Source organism: Rhodanobacter aciditrophus, from assembly GCF_050026795.1.
Classification (GTDB): domain Bacteria; phylum Pseudomonadota; class Gammaproteobacteria; order Xanthomonadales; family Rhodanobacteraceae; genus Rhodanobacter_A.
The window spans coordinates 814865-836099 of record NZ_JALBWP010000010.1; the positions used below are offsets into that span (position 1 = coordinate 814865).

At 67.6% G+C, this 21235-nt stretch carries 15 protein-coding genes; 9 read left to right on the forward strand and 6 right to left on the reverse strand.

What is annotated here, in order from left to right; translation table 11 throughout:
* Positions 1-38 precede the first annotated feature (38 nt).
* From ACQGNW_RS08505 to ACQGNW_RS08515, 3 genes are read left to right on the forward strand one after another with little or no spacing between them, the layout of a single operon-like run.
* Entirely contained in the window at positions 39-986 is a 948-nt protein-coding gene (locus ACQGNW_RS08505; protein WP_426662685.1) for an SPFH domain-containing protein, read from the forward strand.
* Positions 987-1039: 53 nt separating this feature from the next.
* Positions 1040-1489, forward strand: coding sequence for an NfeD family protein (locus ACQGNW_RS08510; protein ID WP_426662686.1), 450 nt, complete (start codon positions 1040-1042; stop codon positions 1487-1489).
* Positions 1486-2766: a threonine/serine exporter family protein gene (locus ACQGNW_RS08515; RefSeq protein WP_426662687.1), complete on the forward strand. Its 1281-nt coding sequence runs from the start codon at positions 1486-1488 to the stop codon at positions 2764-2766. The genes ACQGNW_RS08510 and ACQGNW_RS08515 overlap by 4 nt, the downstream gene beginning before the upstream one ends.
* Positions 2767-2917: 151 nt before the next feature.
* On the opposite strand, the gene ACQGNW_RS08520 is transcribed toward ACQGNW_RS08515, so the two are convergent.
* The 3 genes from ACQGNW_RS08520 to ACQGNW_RS08530 form a co-directional block, all read right to left on the reverse strand.
* A complete protein-coding gene (locus ACQGNW_RS08520; RefSeq protein ID WP_426662688.1) occupies positions 2918-3238 on the reverse strand; it encodes an H-NS histone family protein in 321 nt (106 codons plus the stop codon).
* A 249-nt stretch (positions 3239-3487) separates the two neighbouring features.
* A complete protein-coding gene (locus tag ACQGNW_RS08525; protein WP_426662689.1) occupies positions 3488-5185 on the reverse strand; it encodes a proline--tRNA ligase in 1698 nt (565 codons plus the stop codon).
* A gap of 163 nt (positions 5186-5348) precedes the next feature.
* Positions 5349-5780 carry a DUF4124 domain-containing protein gene (locus ACQGNW_RS08530; RefSeq protein ID WP_426662690.1) on the reverse strand — a complete coding sequence of 144 codons (432 nt, stop codon included), beginning with the start codon at positions 5778-5780 and terminating at the stop codon, positions 5349-5351.
* Positions 5781-5911: 131 nt separating this feature from the next.
* Between ACQGNW_RS08530 and ACQGNW_RS08535 the strand changes: the two genes are divergently transcribed.
* Genes ACQGNW_RS08535 through rimI form a run of 3 tightly spaced genes read left to right on the forward strand, consistent with a single transcriptional unit; the run spans position 5912 to position 7664 of the window.
* Positions 5912-6697 carry a CDP-alcohol phosphatidyltransferase family protein gene (locus tag ACQGNW_RS08535; RefSeq protein ID WP_426662691.1) on the forward strand — a complete coding sequence of 262 codons (786 nt, stop codon included), beginning with the start codon at positions 5912-5914 and terminating at the stop codon, positions 6695-6697.
* A gap of 2 nt (positions 6698-6699) precedes the next feature.
* Entirely contained in the window at positions 6700-7179 is a 480-nt protein-coding gene (locus ACQGNW_RS08540; RefSeq protein WP_426662747.1) for a hypothetical protein, read from the forward strand.
* Positions 7180-7184: 5 nt separating this feature from the next.
* The gene (rimI, locus tag ACQGNW_RS08545; protein WP_426662692.1) at positions 7185-7664 is read left to right on the forward strand and encodes a ribosomal protein S18-alanine N-acetyltransferase; all 480 of its coding nucleotides are present in this window, start codon (positions 7185-7187) and stop codon (positions 7662-7664) included.
* Positions 7665-7812: 148 nt separating this feature from the next.
* Here the strand turns inward: rimI and ACQGNW_RS08550 are convergent, their stop codons facing one another.
* The 3 genes from ACQGNW_RS08550 to pyrF form a co-directional block, all read right to left on the reverse strand.
* The gene (locus tag ACQGNW_RS08550) at positions 7813-10893 is read right to left on the reverse strand and encodes a valine--tRNA ligase (RefSeq protein ID WP_426662693.1); all 3081 of its coding nucleotides are present in this window, start codon (positions 10891-10893) and stop codon (positions 7813-7815) included.
* Between the two features lie 91 nt (positions 10894-10984).
* On the reverse strand, positions 10985-11497 hold the full coding sequence (locus ACQGNW_RS08555; protein WP_426662694.1) for a TrmH family RNA methyltransferase: 513 nt from the start codon (positions 11495-11497) through the stop codon (positions 10985-10987).
* 104 nt (positions 11498-11601) lie between these two features.
* A complete protein-coding gene (gene pyrF / locus ACQGNW_RS08560; RefSeq protein WP_426662695.1) occupies positions 11602-12426 on the reverse strand; it encodes an orotidine-5'-phosphate decarboxylase in 825 nt (274 codons plus the stop codon).
* Between the two features lie 229 nt (positions 12427-12655).
* Between pyrF and ACQGNW_RS08565 the strand changes: the two genes are divergently transcribed.
* The 3 genes from ACQGNW_RS08565 (at position 12656) to ACQGNW_RS08575 (ending at position 21213) form a co-directional block, all read left to right on the forward strand.
* The gene (locus ACQGNW_RS08565) at positions 12656-14890 is read left to right on the forward strand and encodes a glutaminase family protein (protein WP_426662696.1); all 2235 of its coding nucleotides are present in this window, start codon (positions 12656-12658) and stop codon (positions 14888-14890) included.
* A gap of 605 nt (positions 14891-15495) precedes the next feature.
* Positions 15496-18684 (forward strand): TonB-dependent receptor, encoded by a 3189-nt coding sequence (locus ACQGNW_RS08570; RefSeq protein WP_426662697.1) that lies wholly within the window; start codon positions 15496-15498, stop codon positions 18682-18684.
* Between the two features lie 132 nt (positions 18685-18816).
* Positions 18817-21213, forward strand: a complete 2397-nt coding sequence (locus ACQGNW_RS08575) for a GH92 family glycosyl hydrolase (protein ID WP_426662698.1) — start codon at positions 18817-18819, stop codon at positions 21211-21213.
* Positions 21214-21235: the final 22 nt, after the last annotated feature.

Here is a 21235-nt window from a genome sequence, read left to right on the forward strand (position 1 = left end):
TCCTATACTGCAGCTCTCATCGGGGAATGGAGCAAGTCATGGGATCGATCCTTGCGTTGGTCATCGTGGTGCTGGTGGTGGTCACCCTGCTCAAGATGGTGCGCATCGTGCCGCAGGGCTACGAATGGACGGTGGAGACCTTCGGCAAGTACACCCGCACGCTGACGCCGGGCCTGCACCTGCTGATCCCGGTCTATCAGGGCGTGGGCCGCAAGATGAACATGATGGAGCAGGTGCTGGACGTGCCCTCGCAGGACGTCATCACCAAGGACAACGCCGTGGTGCGCGTGGACGGCGTGGTGTTCTACCAGGTGCTGGACGCGGCCAAGGCCGCCTACGAGGTGGCCCAGCTGGAGCAGGCCACGCTGGCGCTGATCATGACCAACATCCGCACCGTGCTCGGCTCGCTCGACCTGGACGAAAGCCTCAGCCAGCGCGACGCGATCAACGCCAAGCTGCTGCGCGTGGTGGACGAGGCCACCCACCCGTGGGGCGTCAAGGTCAACCGCATCGAGATCAAGGACATCGCCCCGCCGCGCGACCTGGTGGACGCTATGGCGCGGCAGATGAAGGCCGAGCGTGAGAAGCGCGCGAACATCCTCGATGCCGAGGGCTTCCGCCAGGCGGCGATCCTCAAGGCCGAGGGCGAGAAGCAGTCGGTGATCCTCGCCGCCGAGGGCGAGAAGGAAGCCGCGTTCCGCGCCGCCGAGGCGCGCGAGCGCACCGCGGAAGCCGAGGCCAAGGCCACCACGATGGTGTCCGACGCCATCGCCAGCGGCAACGTCAACGCGCTGAACTATTTCGTGGCGAACAACTACGTGGAAGCACTGAAGGTGATGGCGGCCTCGCCCAACCAGAAGATGCTGCTGCTGCCGATCGAAGCGACCGGAGTGATCGGCGCGATGGCCGGTATCGCCGAGCTGGCGAAGGAATCGCTGGGCCAGCAGCAGGCTGCCGCGAAGACCGCCCCGTCGCTGCCGCGCTGACGCGCCCCGCCTCCGTTCCCGCAAGCGGGAGGGGGCCTAGCCTGGACACTCCGATGCTCGGACAAATCGCAACGCATTACCTGTGGTGGATCCTCGCCCTGCTGCTGATCGCGGGCGAGGTGATGATGCCCGGCTATTTCCTGCTGTGGATCGGCGTCGCCGCCGCGGCGATGGGCGTGCTGCTGTGGCTGTTCCCCGGCATGGGCCTGCTGGCGCAGGCGGTGCTGTTCGCCCTGCTGGCGCTGGCCGCCTGCCTGGCCTACGCACGCTGGCTGCGGCCGCGGATCGAGCGCCGCGTGCCGGGCGGCGAGCGGCTGAATCGACGCGCCGAGCAGATGATCGGCCAGCGCTACGAGCTGGTCGAGCCGATCGTCAACGGCCGCGGCAAGGTGCGCGTGGGCGACGGCCAGTGGCTGGTGACCGGACCGGACCTGCCGCTGGGCAGCACGGTGGAGGTGGTGGCGGTGGACGGCACCACGTTGAAGGTGCGCGCCGCCGCATGAATGCACCATCCGTCGCGGGGTCCCCGCCTGGCGTCACCGCGGCGCTGAACACGCGCATCGCCTTTCTGCTGGAGCTGGCGCGGCGGCTGCACCAGTACGGCACCTCGGCGCCGCGGCTGGAGATGGCGGTCGACCTCTGTGCGCGGCGACTGGGCCTGCAGGCCGACGTGTGGTCCAGCCCCACCGCGATCATCATCTCCTTCTCCGACCTCGCACAGGGCGACGAGGGCGTGGCGCAGACCACCCAGGTGATGCGCCTGGCGCCCGGCGACGTGAACCTGGCGCGGCTGTGCGAGGCCGACGAGATCGCCGACCGGGTGATCGCGGGTGAGCTGGAGCTGCGCGAGGGCTTCCGCCTGCTGCGTGCGCTGGGCGCGCCGGACACGCGCAGGGAGAAGATCCACGCCGTCATCAGCTATGGCCTGTCCGCCGCCGGCATCGCGGCGCTGTTCCTGCACAGCTCGTGGGTGGATCTGGTGGTGGCCGGGGTGGTCGGCGCGCTGATCGGCGGCATCACCATCCTCTCCGCCACGCGGCCGCGGCTGGCGGTGGCCAGCGATGCGATCAGCGCGGTCGTGGCGACCGCGGTGGTGATCCTGGTCAGCGCGTTCGTGGTGCCGCTGGCGATCAAGTCGGTGGTGCTGGCAGCGCTGATCATCCTGGTGCCGGGCATGTCGCTCACCACCGCGGTGCGCGAGGTGTCCAGCGGGCACCTGGTGTCCGGCATGGCGCGCCTGGGCGGCGCCACGGCGACCCTGCTCAAGCTGGTCTTCGGCACGGTGGCGGCCACCGAGGTCTGCGCCGCGTTCGGCATCCATGCGCGCGATTTCGCGCTGCCGCCGCTGCCGGCCTGGACCGACTGGCCGGCCTTGCTGGTGGCGGCGGTGGCATTCGCCATGCTGTTCCGCGCTGCGCGGCGCGACTGGCCCGCGGTGATCGTGGCGGTGATCGCCGGCTACCTCGCCACGCGCTGGGGCGGCGAGTTCTCCGGGCACCTGCCCAGCGCACCGTTCGGCGTGTTCGTCGGCGGCTTCTTCGTCAGTGCCGTGGCCAATCTGTACGCGAGGCTGCGGCAACGGCCGGGCGCGGTGATCCGCGAGCCGGGCATCCTGCTGCTGGTGCCGGGCAGCGTGGGCTTCCGCAGCGTGTCCTTCCTGCTCGAACGCGACACCACGCTGGGCATGGACACGGCTCTGCTGCTGCTCACCCTGCTGGTATCGCTGGTGGCGGGCCTGCTGTTCGGGGAGCTGCTGGTATCGCCGCGTCGGTCCCTGTAATCGGTCGTCTCGCCGGATCCGAATGAGCCGGAACAAAAAACGCCGACCCGAGGGCCGGCGTTCTTTTGTTGGAAGTGCCGCGCGAAAAGCGCGGTCGAGAATGGCCATCCATTCGATACTTCGCGAACAAGGATGAGCGCAAAGCATCGAATCAGATCAGCAGATCCTTTTCCTTCTTGCCGGCCTTCAGCGCGTCGTTGAACCAGCGCGGGCGCTTGCCGCGGCCCGACCATGTCTGTTCGGCATTCGCCGGATTGCGGTATTTCGGCGCCACCGTGCCGCCGCTGCGGCGCTTGCCGCGGGCGCCGCCGAAAATGTCGTCGAAGCTGTAACCCTCGGCCTTGATCAGCGCATGGATCTTTTCGCGCAGCTTGCCCACCTTTTCCTTGCGCAGCTCGCTCTGGCGCGACTGCGCCTTGCTGATCAGGTCATTGAGCTGGTTGTGGTTGAGATTCTTGATATCGATGGCCATCGGAGACTCCCGTAACGATGAGAATTATGTGGTGGCCCGGACGCTGCACGGCGCGTGGCATCTCGGTGCGGCTGTCATTCTCACCCAAATAACCTGTACTTGCAAAGCGCCGGATTTCACAAAAGCCATTGCACGGCAGCCGGCATTCGAAATGTCCATTGCGCGTGATAATCAGTGGAATACGGCATTTGCGCATGAAAACAAACGGCCGCGCATGGCGGCCGCTTGTCGTGTCCATGGCAAGGAATATCAGTCGAGCAGGGCCAGCAGCTCGTCGCGGGTCACGGCGCGGCTTTCGGCCTCGCGGCGGGCGCGGTATTCCAGCGTGCCGGCGGCAAGCCCGCGTTCACTGACCACCACCCGGTGCGGGATGCCGAGCAGCTCCATGTCGGCGAACATCGCGCCGGGGCGCAGGCCGCGGTCGTCCAGCACGGTCTCCACGCCGCGCGCGGAGAGTTCCGCGTACAGCGACTCGGCGGCGGCGGCGATTTCCGGATTGCCCTTGGGATTGATCACGCATACCGCCGCGCGCCACGGCGCCATCGATTCCGGCCAGACGATGCCGGCGTCGTCGTGGCACTGCTCGATGGCGGCCGCCACGATGCGGCTGATGCCGATGCCGTAGCAGCCCATCAGCATCACCTGCGCCTTGCCCTGGTCGTCCAGCACGGTGGCGCCCAGCGCCTCGGCGTACCTGCCGCCCAGCTGGAACACGTGCCCCACCTCGATGCCGCGGGCCAGGTGCAGCGTGCCCTTGCCGTCCGGCGAAGGATCGCCCTCGACCACCTGGCGAATGTCCTCGACACGGGTGATGCGGGCGTCGCGCTCCCAGTTCGCGCCGGTGTGGTGGGTGCCGTCCCGGTTGCCGCCGCAGACGAAGTCGGCCAGCACCGCCGCACTGCGGTCCACGATCACCGGGATCGCGTCGGGCAGACCGGCCGGACCGATGAAGCCGGGACGGGCGCCGGTGGCGGCGAGGATTTCCTCCTCGCTCGCGAGCACGAATTCATCGGGCAATTCCGCCAGCTTGCCGGCCTTGATTTCGTTGAGATCGTGGTCGCCGCGCAGGCACAGCGCCACCAGTCCCTCGCGGCCCTTCGCCAGCAGGGTTTTCACGCATTGCGCCGGTGCAACCTTGAGGAAGGCACTGACTTCGCCGATGGTTTTCTGATTGGGCGTATCCACGCGCTGCAATGCGGCGGCGGGGGCAGGGCGTTGCATATCCGGTGCAAGGGCTTCGGCCTTTTCGACATTCGCCGCGTAATCGGAGCCGTCGGAAAACACGATCGCGTCCTCGCCCGAATCGGCCAGTACCTGGAATTCGTGGCTGGCATTGCCGCCGATCGCGCCGGTGTCGGCCTGCACTGCGCGGAACTCCAGGCCGAGCCGGCTGAAAATGCGCGCATAAGCGTCGTACATCGCCTGATAGGTGGCCGCCAGCGAATCCTGCGTGAGGTGGAACGAATAGGCGTCCTTCATCAGGAATTCGCGCGCACGCATCACACCGAAACGCGGGCGGATCTCGTCGCGGAACTTGGTCTGGATCTGGTAGAAGTTGACCGGCAGCTGCTTGTAGCTGTTGAGCTCGTTGCGGGCGTAATCGGTGATGACTTCCTCGGCGGTGGGCGCGTAGCAGAATTCCTGCTCCTTGCGGTCCCTGATCTTCAGCAATTGCGGGCCGAATTTCTGCCAGCGGCCGGTTTCTTCCCACAGCTCGCGCGGCTGGATCGTGGGCATCAGCATTTCGATGGCGCCGGCGCGGTTCATTTCCTCGCGCACCACGTTCTCCACCTTGCGCAGCACGCGCAGGCCCAGCGGCGACCAGGTGTAGAGGCCGGAGGCGAGCTTGCGGATCATGCCGGCGCGCAGCATCAGCTGGTGGCTGGCGATCTCGGCGTCGGCGGGCACTTCCTTGACGGTGGCCAGATGGAATTGGCTGAGGCGCATGCAGGCGGGTTCCGGCGTTGAAAGAGCCGGATTATAGCGGTGTGCGGAACCGCGCCTGCGGAATCGCCTGGCGGTTCCGCGCACGGGCATGGCCGATGCCGTTCCGGGAAATCCGGCGCGGCCCAGGCCGCTTCCGGGGCGTGTCCGCGGCGGCGGCTCGCCCTCAGTTCGATCCGCAGTACTGCCGGTACTGCGCGTTCGCGGTGGCGACCTGCTGCTGGCGCTGGGCGTCGCTGAGCACGGCGGGTTTGCCGCCCTGCTGCATCACCACGGGGCCGCTGCCCTGCAGGGTGGCGAGGTTGGCCTTCAGCGTGGCGCACAGCCTGGCGCGATTGGCGGGGGTGTCGGCCACCGGGGCGGCCGGGGCGGGGGCGTCGGCCGGGGCCGACGCGGATTCGGTGTTCGGCTGTGCTGCCGGTGCGTCGGCGGACTCCACGCCGCCGGCCAGCTTCACCTGCTGGAAGCGGGTGCCTTCGGGCGGCGCGGACTGCGAGTAGTGCACCGTGCCCTTGGCGTCCGTCCACTTGTAGATTTGCTGGGCGGCGGCGAGCGGGGCGACCAGCAGCAGCGCCAGGACGATCAGCGAGCGGGACATGGGATTCTCCAGGCAGGCGCGGAAGGCGGCCGGGCGCACTGCCCGACACGGTGCACTAGTTAAGCGCCCGCGCCGCCCGGACTCAAGCGGATCATGGTTTACACTGCGCGCATCCTGTCACGGATTGATCCATGAGCGACTCCCTGCCCGTACGCCCGCCCCGGCATCGCGGCATCTACCTGCTGCCGAACCTGTTCACCACCGGGGCGATGTTCGCCGGCTTCTACGCCATCATCGCCAGCATCGGCGGCCGCTATGGCGACGCGGCGGTGGCGGTGTTCGTCGCCGCGCTGCTGGACGGCATGGACGGCCGGGTGGCGCGGCTCACCGGCACGCAGAGCGAGTTCGGCGTGCAGTACGACTCGTTGTCGGACCTGGTGAGCTTCGGGCTGGCGCCGGCGCTGGTGATGTACACCTGGTCGCTGTCCACGCTGCGCGACTTCGGCCCGCTGTGGGGCAAGCTGGGCTGGGCCGCCGCATTCATCTACGCTGCCTGTGCCGCGTTGCGGCTGGCGCGCTTCAACACCCAGGTGGGCGTCGCCGACAAGCGCTATTTCCAGGGCCTGGCCAGCCCGGCCGCGGCGGCGGTGTGCATGTCCTTCGTGTGGAGCATGGACAAGTCGGAGGTGGCGGGCAGCGAGTTGTGTTTCGTCACGCCGTGGATCGCGGCGATCGCCGGCCTCCTGATGGTCAGCCGCTTCCGCTATTTCAGCTTCAAGTCGCTGCCGCTGGGCGACCGCCAGCGCGTGCCCTTCGTGTGGATCGTGGCGGCGCTGCTGATCCTCGTGCTGCTCTACCTCGACCCGCCGCGCGTGCTGCTGGCCGGCTTCACGGTCTACCTGCTTTCCGGCCCGGTACTGACCCTGTGGGGGCTGGCCGCGCATCGCCGGCGCGCCCGGCGCGGGAGCGGGGCGTGAACATGCCGGCCGCCGCGCCCGTCGCCGTGCATCGTGCCCGCGTGCTGCGCGCGCTGGGCCTGACGCCATGGCAACGCCGGCAGGCGACGACGGACGGCGCGATGCCGGCGGCGGCCGACGAACCGCTGCCGGCCGTCGCCGGCGCCGACTGCGTGGTGCTGCTGCCTGCGGCCTGCGGTACGCGCGAGCTGGACCTCCTGGGCCGCGCGCTGAACTGCGCCGGCACCGCACTGGCGCGCGCCGGGCGTGTACGGGTGCAGCCCGGAGTGGAGGTCGCGGTACCGCAGGCGCGGGCCTACCTCGCCTGCGGCGAGGCGCAGGCGCACGCGCTGGGGCGCAGCCTGCCGATGCAGGTCACCGCGCAGGCGCAGATCGTGCTGGTGGACGAACCGGCCCGCCTGCTGGGGGACTCGGCCGCCAAGCGGCGGCTGTGGATCGCGCTGCGCACCCTGCGCCGCAGCCTGGCCGCCAAGGGGCACTGAGCGCCATGGTCGCGGTTGCCCGGCCGGCCAGCCATATGCGCCTGATGCGCATGGACGATCTGGATGTGGTCGCGGCGGTGGAGCAGGCCTCCTACGATTTCCCGTGGACGCGGGGCATCTTCGCCGATTGCCTCAAGGCGGGGCATCCCTGCTGGGTGCTATGCGTGGACGAGGTCGTGGCCGGCTACGGCATCCTGTCGATCGGCGCGGGCGAGGCGCATGTGCTCAACATCTGCATCGCCTCCGCGTATCGCGGCCGCGGGCTGGGCCGGCATCTGCTGGGCCGCCTGCTGGACGTGTCGCGCTGGAGCGGCGCGCAGCGCGTGTTCCTGGAAGTGCGGCCCTCGAACCCGCTGGCCAAGGCGCTGTACGAATCGGCGGGTTTCCGCGAGATCGGCCGCCGCCCGCGCTATTACCCCGCGAAGGACGGGCGCGAGGATGCGATCGTGATGGCGTTCGATATGGCCGCCTCGATATCGCCGTAGGCGATATCGAGAAACAGGCAAGGGGCGCTTCTGCTCCTGCTGCTCGGTGCGAAAAGCGCCCCCTCCCCCAGCCCTTCTTCCTTGCTCCTCAACGCAGGACCATCCATGGCCCTTCCCCGCGTCCCGAGGGGGAGAGGGGCAAAGCTGCTCAGCCTCCCAGCTTCGCCGCCTGCTCCCGCATCGCCGCGAGCTGGGTGTTCCAGTCCACGATGCGCTGGCGCTCCTGCGCCACCACCTCGGCCGGGGCGTTGGCCACGAAGTTCGCGTTGCCCAGCTTGCCCTCGCATTTCCTGATCTCGCCTTCGACGCGGGCGATTTCCTTGGCGAGGCGTGTCCGCTCGGCGCCGAGGTCGATCAGTCCGGCCAGCGGGATCAGCACGCGCAGCGAACCCACCACGGCGGCCGCGGCGGCAGGCTCCGGCGCGCCCGGCTCGATCCATTGCGGCGCCTCGGTGCGGGCGAGGAACGCGATCTGCGCGGCGAACTTCGCGGTGCGCGTGCGATCCATGGCGTCGCCGCCGGCGAGCAGCAGCGGGATGGTCTTGCCCGGCGCGATGTTCATCTCCGAGCGGATCCTGCGGATGCCCGAGAGCACCGCCTTGAACCACTCGATCTCGGCGGTCGCGGCATCGTCCGGCGCGAAGTCGGCGGCCTGCGGGTACGTGGACTGGAGGATGCTCCTTGTTGAAGAGTCCGGCAGGGATGCCGGGCTGTTCCTTGCGCTCAGGGAGGAGCGCACAAGCACCTCCGCCACGTTCTGGTAGATCTCCTCGGTGATGAACGGGATCACCGGATGCAGCGCGCGCAGCACCGCTTCCAGCACCACCAGCAGCGTGTGGCGCGTGGACGCGGCGGCTTGTGCGTCGTCGCCATTGAGCGCGGGCTTCGACAGCTCAAGGAACCAGTCGCAGTATTCGTTCCACACGAACTCGTACAGCGCCTGCGCCAGGTGGTCGAAGCGGTACGAGGCGAAGTGCTGTTCCACCTCGGCCAGCGTCCGCCCGAGACGGGTGAGGATCCAGCGCTCGGCCTCGGTGGCGGGGGCTTTTCCTTCTCCCTCGGGGAGAAGGTGACGCGAAGCGACGGATGAGGGTTCGGCACTTCCGGCAGCGGACGCGCTGGACGAACCCTCACCCCAGCCCCTCTCCCGGGGAGAGAGGGGCTCGTCGGCCACGTTCATCAGCACGAAGCGGGCGGCGTTCCACAGCTTGTTGCAGAACGCCTTGTAGCCCTCGGCGCGTTTCAGGTCGAAGTTGATGGTGCGGCTGTAGCTGGCCAGCGCGGCGAAGGTGAAGCGCAGCGCGTCGGTGCCGATCGCCTTGATGCCCTCGGGGTATTCCTTGCGGATGCGCTTCTCCACCTTCTCGCGCACCTGCGGGATCAGCAGCGACCTGGTGGACTTCTCCACCAGCGGCTCCAGCGCGATGCCGTCGATCAGGTCCAGCGGGTCCAGCGTGTTGCCCTTGGACTTGGACATCTTCTGGCCTTCGGCGTCGCGCACGATGGCGTTGATGTACACCTCGCGGAACGGCACCTGGCCGGTGAAGTACCTGGTCGCCATCACCATGCGCGCGACCCAGAAGAAGATGATGTCGAAGCCGGTGACCAGCACGGCGCTGGGCAGGAAGATCCTGTCGGCCTGCCAGTTGGCGACGATCTCGCCGCGCTCGTTCTTCACCGGACCGCTGGCCGGCCAGCCCAGCGTGGAGAACGGCCACAGCGCGGAGGAGAACCAGGTGTCGAGCACGTCCTCGTCCTGCTTGAGCGTGCCGATCGGCGCGACAGCGGCATGCGCCCGCGCGTCGGCCTCGTCCTCGCCCACGAAGAGGTTGCCTGCCTCGTCGTACCACGCCGGGATGCGGTGGCCCCACCAGAGCTGGCGGCTGATGCACCAGTCCTGGATGTTCTCCAGCCACTGCGTGTAGGTGGTGGTCCAGTTCTCCGGCACGAACCGGATCTCGCCGGAGCGCACGGCGTCCAGCGCCGGCTCCGTGATCGCCTTGCGGCCGCCGGGACGGCCGTCCGCCTGGACATCCGAAGTAAGGTCGACGAACCACTGGTCGGTGAGCATCGGCTCGATCACCGCGTCCGAGCGTTGGCTCACCGGTACCTGCAGCTTGTGGTTCTTCGTCTCGACCAGCAGGCCGGCAGCTTCGAGGTCGGCCAGGATTGCTTTACGAGCTTCATAGCGATCAAGGCCGCGATACGCTTCGGGAATGTCTGCCTCCGAATATCTCGATGAGGCACGTTTGGTGACGGTGCTTCCCTCTGCGGTCGGCGCGCGATAGTCGTGGCTCTTTTTCTGTGCGTCGAACGAATTGCCAACAGCGCCAATGACTCGCGCATCAAGGGTGAAGATATTGAATGGCTCAAGCAAATGCCGCTGGCCGATGGCGTAGTCGTTGAAATCGTGTGCCGGGGTTATCTTCACGCAGCCGGTGCCGAATTCGCGGTCGACGTAATCGTCGGCGATCACCGGGATCTCGCGGCCGCTCAGCGGCAGCTTCAGCGTCTTGCCGACGAGGTGCGCATAGCGCTCGTCCTCGGGATGCACGGCCACGGCCACGTCGCCCAGCATGGTCTCCGGGCGCGTGGTGGCGACCACCAGCGACTCGTCGCTGCCGGCGACCGGATAGCGGATCGACCACAGGTGGCCGTCGCGCTCCACGTTGTTCACCTCGAGGTCGGAGACAGCGGTGCCCAGCACCGGGTCCCAGTTCACCAGGCGGTTGCCGCGGTAGATCAGGCCGGCGCGGTACCACTCCACGAACACCTTGCGCACCGCGGCGGAGAGGCCTTCGTCCATGGTGAAGCGCTCGCGCGACCAGTCGGCGGCGGCGCCGATGCGGCGCATCTGGTTCGTGATGGTGGAGCCGGATTCCTCCTTCCAGCGCCACACGCGCTCCACGAACGGCTCGCGGCCGAGGTCGTGGCGCGTCCTGCCTTCGGCGGCAAGCTGGTTCTCCACGATCTTCTGGGTGGCGATGCCCGCGTGGTCGGTGCCCACCTGCCACAGTACGTTCCTGCCGCGCATGCGCTGGTAGCGCACCAGCATGTCCATCACGGTCTGCTGGAAGGCATGGCCCATGTGCAGGGTGCCGGTGACGTTCGGCGGCGGCAGCAGGATGCAGTAGGGCTCGCCCTGGCCCGACGGCCTGAACGCGCCGCTGGCTTCCCAGCGGGCGTACCACGTCGACTCGATCTGGGCGGGTTCGAAGCTCTTTTCCATGGGGACTCGCGATGGCGCGCCGCAGGCGGCACGCGGTTCGGGTGGCGAAACGGCCATTGTACGTGGCGGCGCGCGGGGCGCCAAAGCGGGGTTATCGCAGCTTGCCCGTGATGACGTAGGTGGCGATGGCGCAGGCGCTGGCGACGTTCATCGAGGAGTTCGCGCCGCACATGGGGATGTGCACGGTGGCGTCCGAGGCGTCCAGCAGCGGCTGGCAGACGCCGGCGCTCTCGTTGCCGAGGACCAGACAGATGCGGTCGCCGGGCGCGACCGGGAGTTCGGCAAGGTCGATGCTGGTCGAGCTGATTTCGAGGCTGACGATGCGGTAGCCGGCCTGCTTCAGCGCCGCCACGACCGGCAGCGGATCGCCGGCCTGGACGTAGGGCATGCGCTGCTCGGTGGTGCGCGCGGCCTTGCGGGCCTTCGGATGCGCCGGCGTGCAGCAGCGGCCGGTGAGGTAGAGCTTTTCCAGGCCCAACGCGTCGGCGATGCGGAACAGGCTGCCCACGTTCGCGGGCCGCTGCACGTCGTGCGCCAGCAGGCAGAGCGCATGCCGCGCGGATGCAGGCCGGTGCGCGCGGTGATCGAGCTGGGTGTTGGGCATGTCTGTGGGCGGCTCACGCTTTTGCAGGAGCGCACCCTGTGCGCGATTGACGCTTTTGGCGAAGAGCCGCATCGCGCACAGGGCGAGCTCCTACGGAAGAGCAGTCAGCCCGTGCGCGAGCGGTGCAGGTTGATCGTGTCGCGCAGTTCCTGCGCCGCGGTGCGCGCAGCCTGTGCGAAGTCCTCGCCGTTGCCGGCGTAGAGGATGGCGCGCGAGGAGGAGATCATCAGGCCGTCGCCGGTGGCGGCGAGGCCGTGCCTGAGCACCGCCGCCACGTCGCCGCCCTGCGCACCGATGCCGGGCACCAGCAGGGGCATGTCGCCGACCAGGGTGCGCACCTCACCCAGTTCCTCCGGCCAGGTGGCGCCGGTGACCAGGGCGCAGTTGCCGTTGGTGTTCCAGTCGCGGGCGACGGTTTCGGCCACGCGCAGGTAGAGCGGGGCGCCACCGCAGTCGAGCGCCTGGAAGTCGGCGCCGCCGGGGTTGGACGTGCGGCAGAGCAGGATCACGCCCTTGTCGGCGTGCTCGAGGAAGGGCGCGATGGAATCGCGGCCGAGGTAGGGGTTGAGCGTCACCGCGTCGGCGCGATAGCGCTCGAAGGCCTCGGCGGCGTAGTGCTGCGCGGTGCTGCCGATGTCACCGCGCTTGGCGTCGAGGATCACCGGCACGCCGGGGTGCCGGTCGTGGATGTGCGCGATCAGCCGCTCCAGCGCCTCCTCGGCGCGCAGCGCGGCGAAGTGGGCGATCTGCGGCTTGAACGCGCAGACGAGGTCGGCAGTGGCATCGACGATGGCGACACAGAACTCGAACACCGCGTCGGTGCGGCCTTGAAGATGCGCGGGAAATTTCGCGGGTTCCGGATCGAGGCCAACACAGACCAGGGAGTCGTGTTCGTGCCAGCGCTGTTGCAGGGCGTGGTGGAAGCGCATGGCGCAGGCCTCGGGCAAGGGAGTGGTCGGGTAGTTTAAGCGAAGCGCATCGGACGCGCGGCAGGCGAACGGGTTGGCAGGATTGTGCCGTCGGACATGTTTGGCCTTCCATTTGCTCCTTGCCGGACCTAAGGTCCCAAGGCTCGTACCGGATCCATCGGGACATTTCCTGCATCTTCCGCCGATCGTGCCGCCCCCGACCAAGGCTTTCATCATGTCGAAAAAAAGCATGCCTCCCGTCGACGCCTCCGCGGACGTCGACCCCGTGCGCCGCAACGTCCTGCGGCTTTCGGGCATCGCCGGCCTGGCATTCGCCGGTTCGGCGCTGCTGCCTGCCGAAGCGAAGGCCGCGATGGGGGCGACATCCGCCGCACCGGTGGCGGGCGAAGACGACATGGCCGCGCAGCTCGCCGTGGCGACGCCGATCCGTCCGCCGGCCGTGCCCCTGGCGGTGCGCCAGCCCTATCTGAGCACCTGGTTGCCGGCGACCTTGCTGCCCGGTAACTCACCGCAGTTTTGGCAGGGCAGCACCACCGGGATGGTGGGCCTGGCCCGCATCGATGGCGAGGCCTGGTTGTTCATGGGCGACGGCAAGATCCTCCTGGCCGTTCCCGACGGCAACCACGGGAAGCAGGCCACCGTGGAAGACTTTCCGCGCGCCATGCGGCAGACCGCGCTGCGGATCACGGCGACGCGGTCCTGCTTCACCCTGCAGGGCGGCGGTGTCGAACTGGCAGTGGAGTTTCTTTCGCCGGTGGAGCCGGGCGACAGCCGCCGCCAGTCCATGCCGATGAGCTACGTCCGCGTGTCGGCGCGAAGCATGGACGGCACGCCCCACACGGTACAGGTCTACATGGAGATCACCGGCGACTGGGCCAGCGGCGACGACGCGCAGGAGGTGGTGGTCGCGCACGATGATGCGTCGACCGCCCGGACCTGGACGCTGGCACTCGCCAAACCGCAACCGCTGGCGGAGCAGCACGAGTTCGCAGCCTGGGGCCATGTGCTCTGGTCGACACCCGCACGCGACGGCGCCAGCATGCAGGCGGGCGATCGCCTGAAGCTGCGCACACGGTTCGCCGGGCACGGTGCGCTCGATGGCAGCAATACCGCGGCACGCAGCACGATCAAGTCGCTGCCGGCGCTGGCCTTGGCCGTCGACCTCGGCTCCTGCGGCGCGTTGGCGAAAGATGCGGATTTCGTGGTCGGCCAGGTGCGCGAGCAGTGCATCAACTACCTGGGGCGGCCGTTGCGTGCGCTGTGGACGAAGCATTTCGCAGACTGGAAGGCGATGCTGGATTTCTTCCATGGCGACGCCGCAGCGGCACGCCAGCGGGCCGACGCGCTCGATGCGCGCGTCAGTCGCGATGCGCGTGCCGTCGGCGGGGAGCGCTACGAGGGTTTGTGCGTGCTTGCGCTGCGGCAGGCCTACGGCGGCACCGAGCTGGTGCAGGGGCCGGATGGTTCACCTTGGGCGTTCCTGAAGGAGATTTCCAGCGACGGCAACGTGTCCACCGTGGACGTGCTCTACCCGGCGTCGCCCGTGTGGATGTACCTCGACCCCGACTACCTGCGCATGCTGCTGCTGCCCCTGCTCGACTATGCCGGACAGGGCGGCTGGCCCAAGCCCTACACCGAGCACGACCTCGGTTCCGCCTATCCCCTGGCGACCGGCCACAACGACGGCAGGGAGGAAGACATGCCGGTGGAGGAGAGCGGCGACATGCTGATCATGATCGCCGCCTGGCTGCAGCGCGCGCCGCGCGCCGAGGCACGTGCCTTCGCTGCGCGCCATTACCCGCTGCTGGAAAAATGGGCGCAGTACCTGGAGCGGAGCCTGCCCGACCCGGGCTTCCAGAACCAGACGGACGACTTCGCCGGCTCCATCGCGCACAGCGTCAACCTGGCGTTGAAGGGCATCGTGGCACTGGCCGCGATGGGGCAGGTGGCCGGGCTTGCCGGCCGTGACGACGACGCCGCGCACTACCGCGACCGGGCGCGCAAGGACATCGCGTACTGGGCGGCGCGAGCGAGGGACCCGCAGGCCCCGCACCTGGACCTGACCTACCACGACGCCGGCGGGGAGGGCACGTGGGGAACGCTCTACAACGGCTTCGCGGACACGTTGCTCGGGACTGGCCTGATTCCGGCGGAAATCCGCGCGATGCAGGCGGCCTGGTATCGGCAGCATTGCAATGCCTTCGGACTTCCGCTGCAGGTGCCGCACAGCTACGCCAAATCCGACTGGGCGCTGTTCACGGCGGCGTGGCTGGCCGATGAGCCGGTGGCGCGAGAATTGATCGACCGCGTCTACGCCTATGCCGACGGCACGCCCGACCGCGTGCCATTCTGCGATCTCTACAGCACCGTCACCGGCCGCTGCGTCGCTTTCCAGGCCCGTCCCGTGCAAGGCGGCATCTTCGCGCCGCTGGCCGTGCGAAGCGTGCGGGAGCCTGTCAGCTAAGGGATCAACACGGGTTCCCATCGTTACCCGGGCATGAAGCCGTGGGCCGCGAGATCCGTCGATCGGCTGCAGCGTCGTTTTGCACCGCAGCGTGACATATCGAGCCTGCAGTGTAGTTTGCGGCAGGGGTCTTAAGATCGATCCAAGTAAAATGTGATACGAGTCACATTGCTGGCGCGGGCGATTGGGGCGGCTTTGGCCGTGTGGTGAGTGGGCGCGAGCTGCCCGCGACGCCACTGCTCGCTGTCTGACAGGTTGATGGGGGCTTGAGCGATGCAAGCACGGCAAACCATCGGCTTTTTCGCGACTAAACGCCCGCATGCGCCAGGTGTGCGCGGGCCGGTGGGCGGTGTTCCTGCCCCGACAGTGTCCTTGTCGACGTGCCGCTTCGACGGTGCTCGATCCGGGCATTCGCAATAACCCATTCGGGGTCCTGAAGTGTCAGTCGACGACGAGCAGTGCGCCTGCTGTTCGATTGAAATTTAGATCGATTCAATTCAAGAGTAGGGAGCAACACCTCCAGCAATCACGCATCCGGTTCGTGCGATCGAACGGAGCGTTCCGCATCGATTCCAGAAAAACGCATATCAGAGGAGATTCTGAAAATGACTCACCTGCCGCATGCTTTTTCCCGTAAACCGCTGTCCGCCGCGCTCGCCGTGGCGTGCCTGTCGCTTGGCAGCCTCGGAATGCCCGCAGCGGCCATCGCCGCGCAGGCGGTGGTGCCCGCCGCAACCGGTACGCCACCATCGACGCGGACGCCCGGGGATACGCAGGCATCCGGCGGCGTGTCGGCAAGGGCGGCAGACAAGAGAAGGAACGGCAAGAACGAAAAGTCCGTGCTGCTGCCGGGCGTGGTCGTCACGAGCTATCGCCAGTCGATCGACCAGAACCTTGAGGACAAGCGCGATTCCAATGCCATCGTCGAGGTCATCAACGCGCAGAACATCGCGCAGTTCCCCGCCAAGAACATCGCCGACGCGCTGGCGCACGTGCCCGGCGTGGTCATCACCCGCGAATCCGGCGAAGGCAAGACGGTCAGCATCCGCGGCCTCGCGCCCGAGCTGACGCTGACCGAATTGAACGGCAACTACGTGGCCTCGGCCGACACCTCGGCCGGCCTGACGCGCTCGTTCAACTACTCGATGATGCCGGCCAACATGTTTTCGGACATCAAGCTCTACAAGAGCCAGGAGGCACGCCTGGACGAGGGTGGCATCGGCGGCAACGTGGACCTGCGCACGCGCCGCCCGCTGGAGATGAAGGCGAACGACGGCTTCGTGTCCGTCAACGGCGCGGGTTCCGACAACAGCGGCAAGATCACGCCGCAGGTCTCGGCGTTGTGGTCATGGAAGAACAAGGACCAGACCTTTGGCGTGCTGCTCGCGGGCACCTACCAGAAGCGCCGGGACATCGACTACACGGCCAATGCGTCGAGCTGGCACTGGTGGGCCGACAACTGCTCCAACGTTGCAACGTGCGCCCAGCCGCCCACAGATGTGCATGGCAACCAGTACGACCCCGCCGTGGCCTCCAACATCGACCTGTGGGGCAACGGCGAGGTCGACCAGTCCGGCAGACAGTATTCGGGCTACTGGATGCCGCAGCAGTTCTCCACCAGCCGGAACCAGCTGGACCTGAAGACCAAGGGCGTCCAGGCCACCATGCAGTTCAAGCCCAGTGACCATTTCCTCCTGACGGGCAACTACTTCCGGTTCCAGCGGCAGCAGACCCAGATCACCAACACCCTGGAGGTTCCCGAGTGGGGCCTGCCCAGCAACAACAATTTCAACGACCAGCAGGGGCGGCTGCTCGCGCCCAACGGTCTGACCTTCGACCCATCGGGCACCGTCGTTACCGGTGCGAACTACGTGCTGCCGCCCCCGGGCCAGGGCTGCAACGCGACGACGAATCCCAGCACCGGCGCACAGAGGCAGCCGGTGGATGTCTGCTCCACGGAGATCCCGTGGCTCAATGGCAACTACTCCGTCGAGAAGGCCACATCGCAGACCATCAACCTCGAAGGCGAGTGGGACGATGGTGGCGACCTCAGCGGCACGTTCAACGTCGGCCGCACCTGGGCCACGGGCGGCCCGTCGATCGAGCTGGGCATGGCGGCCAAGCCGCGCAACTTCGTCAACGGCCAATGGGTGGACGGCAGCAACGGCGCTGCCTGGACGCTGAATGGCAGGCCGACCATCACGGCCGCGCCGGACGTGCTGCAGAACATGCTGGCCGGCGAGGGCCAGGTGGACCTCGGCTCGACGGGCTCCAACATGGTCAACACCAGCAATTCGCAGAACTTCGCCCAGGTGGACTTCACCTGGGCCTTCGACAACGGCTGGCTGCAATCGCTGCAGTTCGGCGCGAAGTACCGCGACAGCAATGCCGAGCAGCAGAACAACGAACTGCGCTGGTACTGCAAGGGCACCACGCTGCAGTTCCAGACCTGCGACCCGAACGCGGGCCAGCTGCCGGCGGGCTTCCTCGAGCCGACCATGCTCGATGGCAACACCGAGGCCTACAACGACAGCATCTTCCCGGCGATCAATTTCCCGGCCTACTACAACCATCTCAACTCGACCTACGACCGGGTGGTCTACAACCACCCCGAAGACAAGTCCACGATCAAGGAAAAGATCTCGGCGGCCTACGTGCAGGCGAATTTCGACACGGGCACGCTGCGCGGCAACGTGGGCCTGCGCTTCGTCAGTACGCAGCAGGACCTCACCGTCGCCGACCAGATCACCACCAACAACGCGGTGTACTACCACGACGCGAACGGCAACATCCTGATCTGCCCGGCCAGCGGCGTGAACGCCGGTGGCGGCCCGTGCGCGCCGGGCGATTTCCAGTACCTGCCGCGCGAGCAGTCAGTGGTGCAGACGTATTCCAACGCCACCACCAACAAGCGCTACAACAAGCTGCTGCCCAGCTTCAACGTCGCGTGGACGCTCGCGGACAACTTCGTGCTGCGCGCCGCCGGCTCGCAGGCGATGGCCCGCGCCAACTACACCGACCTGGCCGAACTGGGCAGCCTCACCAACAACACGCAGGCGTACTACAACGACCGCAAGCAGTTCGGTGCGCCGCCCCCGGGCTGGTACGGCAGCGGCGCCAACGCCGACCTCAAGCCGTTCACCGCCACGCAGTTCGACGTGGCGGGCGAGTGGTACTACGCGCCCGAGTCGGTGGTCGGCCTGGACCTGTTCGACAAGAAGGTGAAGAACTTCGTCGTGCCGGTCACCGTCAACAACATCAACGTGAATGTCGGTGGTACCCAGGAGAACTTCCTGCAGTACAGCACCAACGCCAACGGCCGCTCGGGCACGTCCAAGGGCGTGGAGCTGTACACGCAGCACACCTTCCACTCGGGCTTCGGCTACATCGCCAACTACACGCTCAACAAGACCAACGAGACCGCGGTTTCTCTCGGCGACACGCAGGTGGGCAAGTCGGAGCTGATCGGCAGCGCCAAGTACGCGGCGAACGTGTCGCTGTTCTACGAGAAGCACGGGCTGCTGCTCCGCGCCACCAGCAACTGGACAGGGCGCACCATGCAGGGGCTTGCCGCCGGCCTGCCGATCTACACGGAGCCTTACCACCAGGTCGATCTGAACGGCGACTACCAGTTCAACAAGCACCTGATGCTGACCGCGTCGATCATCAACCTGACGAAGGCCAAGCCACGCTCGTACCTGGGCGGTGATACGACGGCGCGGCTGTACCAGTTCGAATATGCCGGGCGCCAGTACTACATGGGCGTCACGTACAAGTTCGGTTCCGGCGATTGAGCATGACCGGCGGACTGCCCGCGTCCGCCGGAAGCCGCTCCTTCTCCCCGCGTCCCGGCGGGGAGAAGGAGGCCGGTCGCCGCCCGCATGGCTGGTGACGTGCCTCCGCTCGTGTCCATACCGGAAAGGATCATGCCTCCATCTCCTGCAAGCCTTTGCCATCACGCCGCCTTGGCCTGCAAACGGCCCATCGCCTCGGTGGCCACGCTGGCGGTACTCGCGCTGGCGAGCGTCGGCGTGAGCCACGCACGCGACAGCGCCGCGCCGCAGCACGCGACGCAGGCCGTCGACGAAGCCAATCCGCTGGTCGGCACCGCGCCGCTGGATCAGCAGCCGCTGATCGGCAACGCGCCACCGCCAGGCGAGCCGCTGTATTCGGGCATGACTTCACCGGGTGCGAGCCTGCCGCACAGCTCGACCGAGGCGACACCGGTCAACCTCAACGTTGACCTCAGCTATCCCGCGGGCGTCGGCATGTCGTACTACTACCCCAATCCGACGATGATCGGTTTCACCGGCGGCGGCTCGACCTACGGCGGCCAGGCGTCGCCGATGATCATGCCGGTGGTGGGCGACTGGACCGTGCCGCCGGACTATGCGCAGTCGGCTTACGACAAGGCAAGCGAGAAGGCGTCGCCGGGTTACTACACGGTGGATCTCGCCACCTTCCACACCAGGGTCGAGCTCACGGCGACGCAGCGCACCAGCCTGATGCGCTTCACGTTCCCCGCAAGCCATCGATCGAACGTGATCATCAACCTGCGCCGCGCCGGCGGCGACGTGGAAGTGGTAGGCGACCGCACCATCCGCGGCGTCGTCGCGGGCAGGGATGCGGCGGCCGACGCAGCCGGCCCCTGGTTCGTCGCCGAGTTCTCGCGGCCGTTCGCCGGCTTCGGCAGCTTCCGCGCGGACCACGACCACGAGGGCTATGGCATCGGCGACGCGGACGTGCAACCGGACCGGCGCACGGTGTCCGGCAGTTACGCAGGTGCCTATGTCACCTTCGGCACCAAGGCTGGCGAACAGGTGCTGGTGAAGATCGCCCACGGCCACAGCGCAGAGGAAGCCGAACAGCGGTTGGGCGACGAAGAACCGGGCTGGAACTTCGAGCGCGTGCGCGCCAGGGCGCACGAGACGTGGGCGCAGTTGCTCGACCGTATCGAAGTCACCGGCGGCACGCCGAAGCAGCGCATGCTGTTCTACTCGACGCTCTACCACTCTTTCGCCAGCCCGCGCCTGGTGGCACGCAAGGGCGAACGCTTCACCGGTGCCGATGGCCGGGTGCACGTCGCTACCTACGACCGCTACGGACCGGTGCCGTTCTGGGATACCGGCCGCAACCAGATCGTGCTGCTGATGCTGCTCGAGCCCAAGCTCGTGCAGGACGTCATGCGCTCCGAGCTCGACCGTGCGCGAGAGCAGGGCTACATGGATACCTCGTTCCATGGCGACCACGCGGTGCTCATGTACGACGGTGCCTGGCGGCGAGGCATTCCGTTCGACTACGCCGCCGTCTATCCCTGGCTACGCAAGAACGCGACCGATCCGAAGGGGCCGCGCCCCTACCTGGCCGAATACGAGAAGAACGGCTGGATCGCCGACGTCGTCCCGCCGGGCAATCCCAGCCCGCCCTATGCCGGCGGCAAGGCCGGCGTCTCCACCACGCTGGAATACGCCTGGGACGACCACGCCCTGGTCGACATGGCGCAGCGGTTGGGCAAGCCGGACGATGCGCGGATGTTCCTGGCCCGCGCGGCGAACTACCGCCACGTATTCGATCCGTCGACCGGCTTCATGCGCGGCAAGACCGCGGACGGCCAGTGGATATCGCCGTTCGATCCGGGCGAGCCGTACTACAACTTCATGATGAAGGAAGCTTCGGGCTGGTCCACGCTGTGGCTGGTGCCGCAGGACGTGCAGGGCCTGGTCGACCTGCTTGGCGGGCGTGACGCGTTCAATGCCAAGCTCGATGCGTTCTTCTCCACGCCCTACACGGCGAAAGGCATCTGCCGCGACTGCACCGGCCTGATCGGGCAATACGTGCAGGGCAACCAGCCGGACCAGCAGGCGGCCTACCTCTACGCCTGGAGCGGCCAGCCCTGGAAGACGCAGGCGCTGGCGCGGCGCATCCTTGCCGAGCTGTACGGCAGCGACGCCAGCGGCTACGGCTATCCGGGCATGGACGACCAGGGCTCGACCTCGTCGTGGTACGTGCTGAGCGCGATGGGCTTCTATCCCGTCGATCCGTCCACGCCGGACTACATCCTGGGCAGCCCGCTCTTCGACCGGGTGCGCCTGCGCATGGGCAACGGCAAAGTGTTCGAGATCGTCGCGCGCAACAACTCGGCGAAGAACCTCTACATCCAGTCCGCCACGCTCAACGGCAAGCCATGGAACCGTCCCTGGTTCAGCCAGGCGGACATCGCCGGCGGCGCCACGCTGGTGCTGACGATGGGGCCCCGGCCGAACAAGGCCTGGGGCGCCGCGCCAGCCGATGCGCCGCCGTCGATGTCGGCACGGAAGCCATGACGGCGGCCCTTCTCCCCTTGCC

Excerpts from the sequence above, each read along its gene's own strand:
- ACQGNW_RS08505 (WP_426662685.1), top strand. The coding sequence starts at position 39 with ATGGGATCGATCCTTGCGTTGGTCATCGTGGTGCTGGTGGTGGTCACC.
- ACQGNW_RS08510 (WP_426662686.1), top strand. The coding sequence starts at position 1,040 with ATGCTCGGACAAATCGCAACGCATTACCTGTGGTGGATCCTCGCCCTG.
- ACQGNW_RS08515 (WP_426662687.1), top strand. The coding sequence starts at position 1,486 with ATGAATGCACCATCCGTCGCGGGGTCCCCGCCTGGCGTCACCGCGGCG.
- ACQGNW_RS08520 (WP_426662688.1), bottom strand. The coding sequence starts at position 3,238 with ATGGCCATCGATATCAAGAATCTCAACCACAACCAGCTCAATGACCTG.
- ACQGNW_RS08525 (WP_426662689.1), bottom strand. The coding sequence starts at position 5,185 with ATGCGCCTCAGCCAATTCCATCTGGCCACCGTCAAGGAAGTGCCCGCC.
- ACQGNW_RS08530 (WP_426662690.1), bottom strand. The coding sequence starts at position 5,780 with ATGTCCCGCTCGCTGATCGTCCTGGCGCTGCTGCTGGTCGCCCCGCTC.
- ACQGNW_RS08535 (WP_426662691.1), top strand. The coding sequence starts at position 5,912 with ATGAGCGACTCCCTGCCCGTACGCCCGCCCCGGCATCGCGGCATCTAC.
- ACQGNW_RS08540 (WP_426662747.1), top strand. The coding sequence starts at position 6,700 with ATGCCGGCCGCCGCGCCCGTCGCCGTGCATCGTGCCCGCGTGCTGCGC.
- rimI (WP_426662692.1), top strand. The coding sequence starts at position 7,185 with ATGGTCGCGGTTGCCCGGCCGGCCAGCCATATGCGCCTGATGCGCATG.
- ACQGNW_RS08550 (WP_426662693.1), bottom strand. The coding sequence starts at position 10,893 with ATGGAAAAGAGCTTCGAACCCGCCCAGATCGAGTCGACGTGGTACGCC.
- ACQGNW_RS08555 (WP_426662694.1), bottom strand. The coding sequence starts at position 11,497 with ATGCCCAACACCCAGCTCGATCACCGCGCGCACCGGCCTGCATCCGCG.
- pyrF (WP_426662695.1), bottom strand. The coding sequence starts at position 12,426 with ATGCGCTTCCACCACGCCCTGCAACAGCGCTGGCACGAACACGACTCC.
- ACQGNW_RS08565 (WP_426662696.1), top strand. The coding sequence starts at position 12,656 with ATGCCTCCCGTCGACGCCTCCGCGGACGTCGACCCCGTGCGCCGCAAC.
- ACQGNW_RS08570 (WP_426662697.1), top strand. The coding sequence starts at position 15,496 with ATGACTCACCTGCCGCATGCTTTTTCCCGTAAACCGCTGTCCGCCGCG.
- ACQGNW_RS08575 (WP_426662698.1), top strand. The coding sequence starts at position 18,817 with ATGCCTCCATCTCCTGCAAGCCTTTGCCATCACGCCGCCTTGGCCTGC.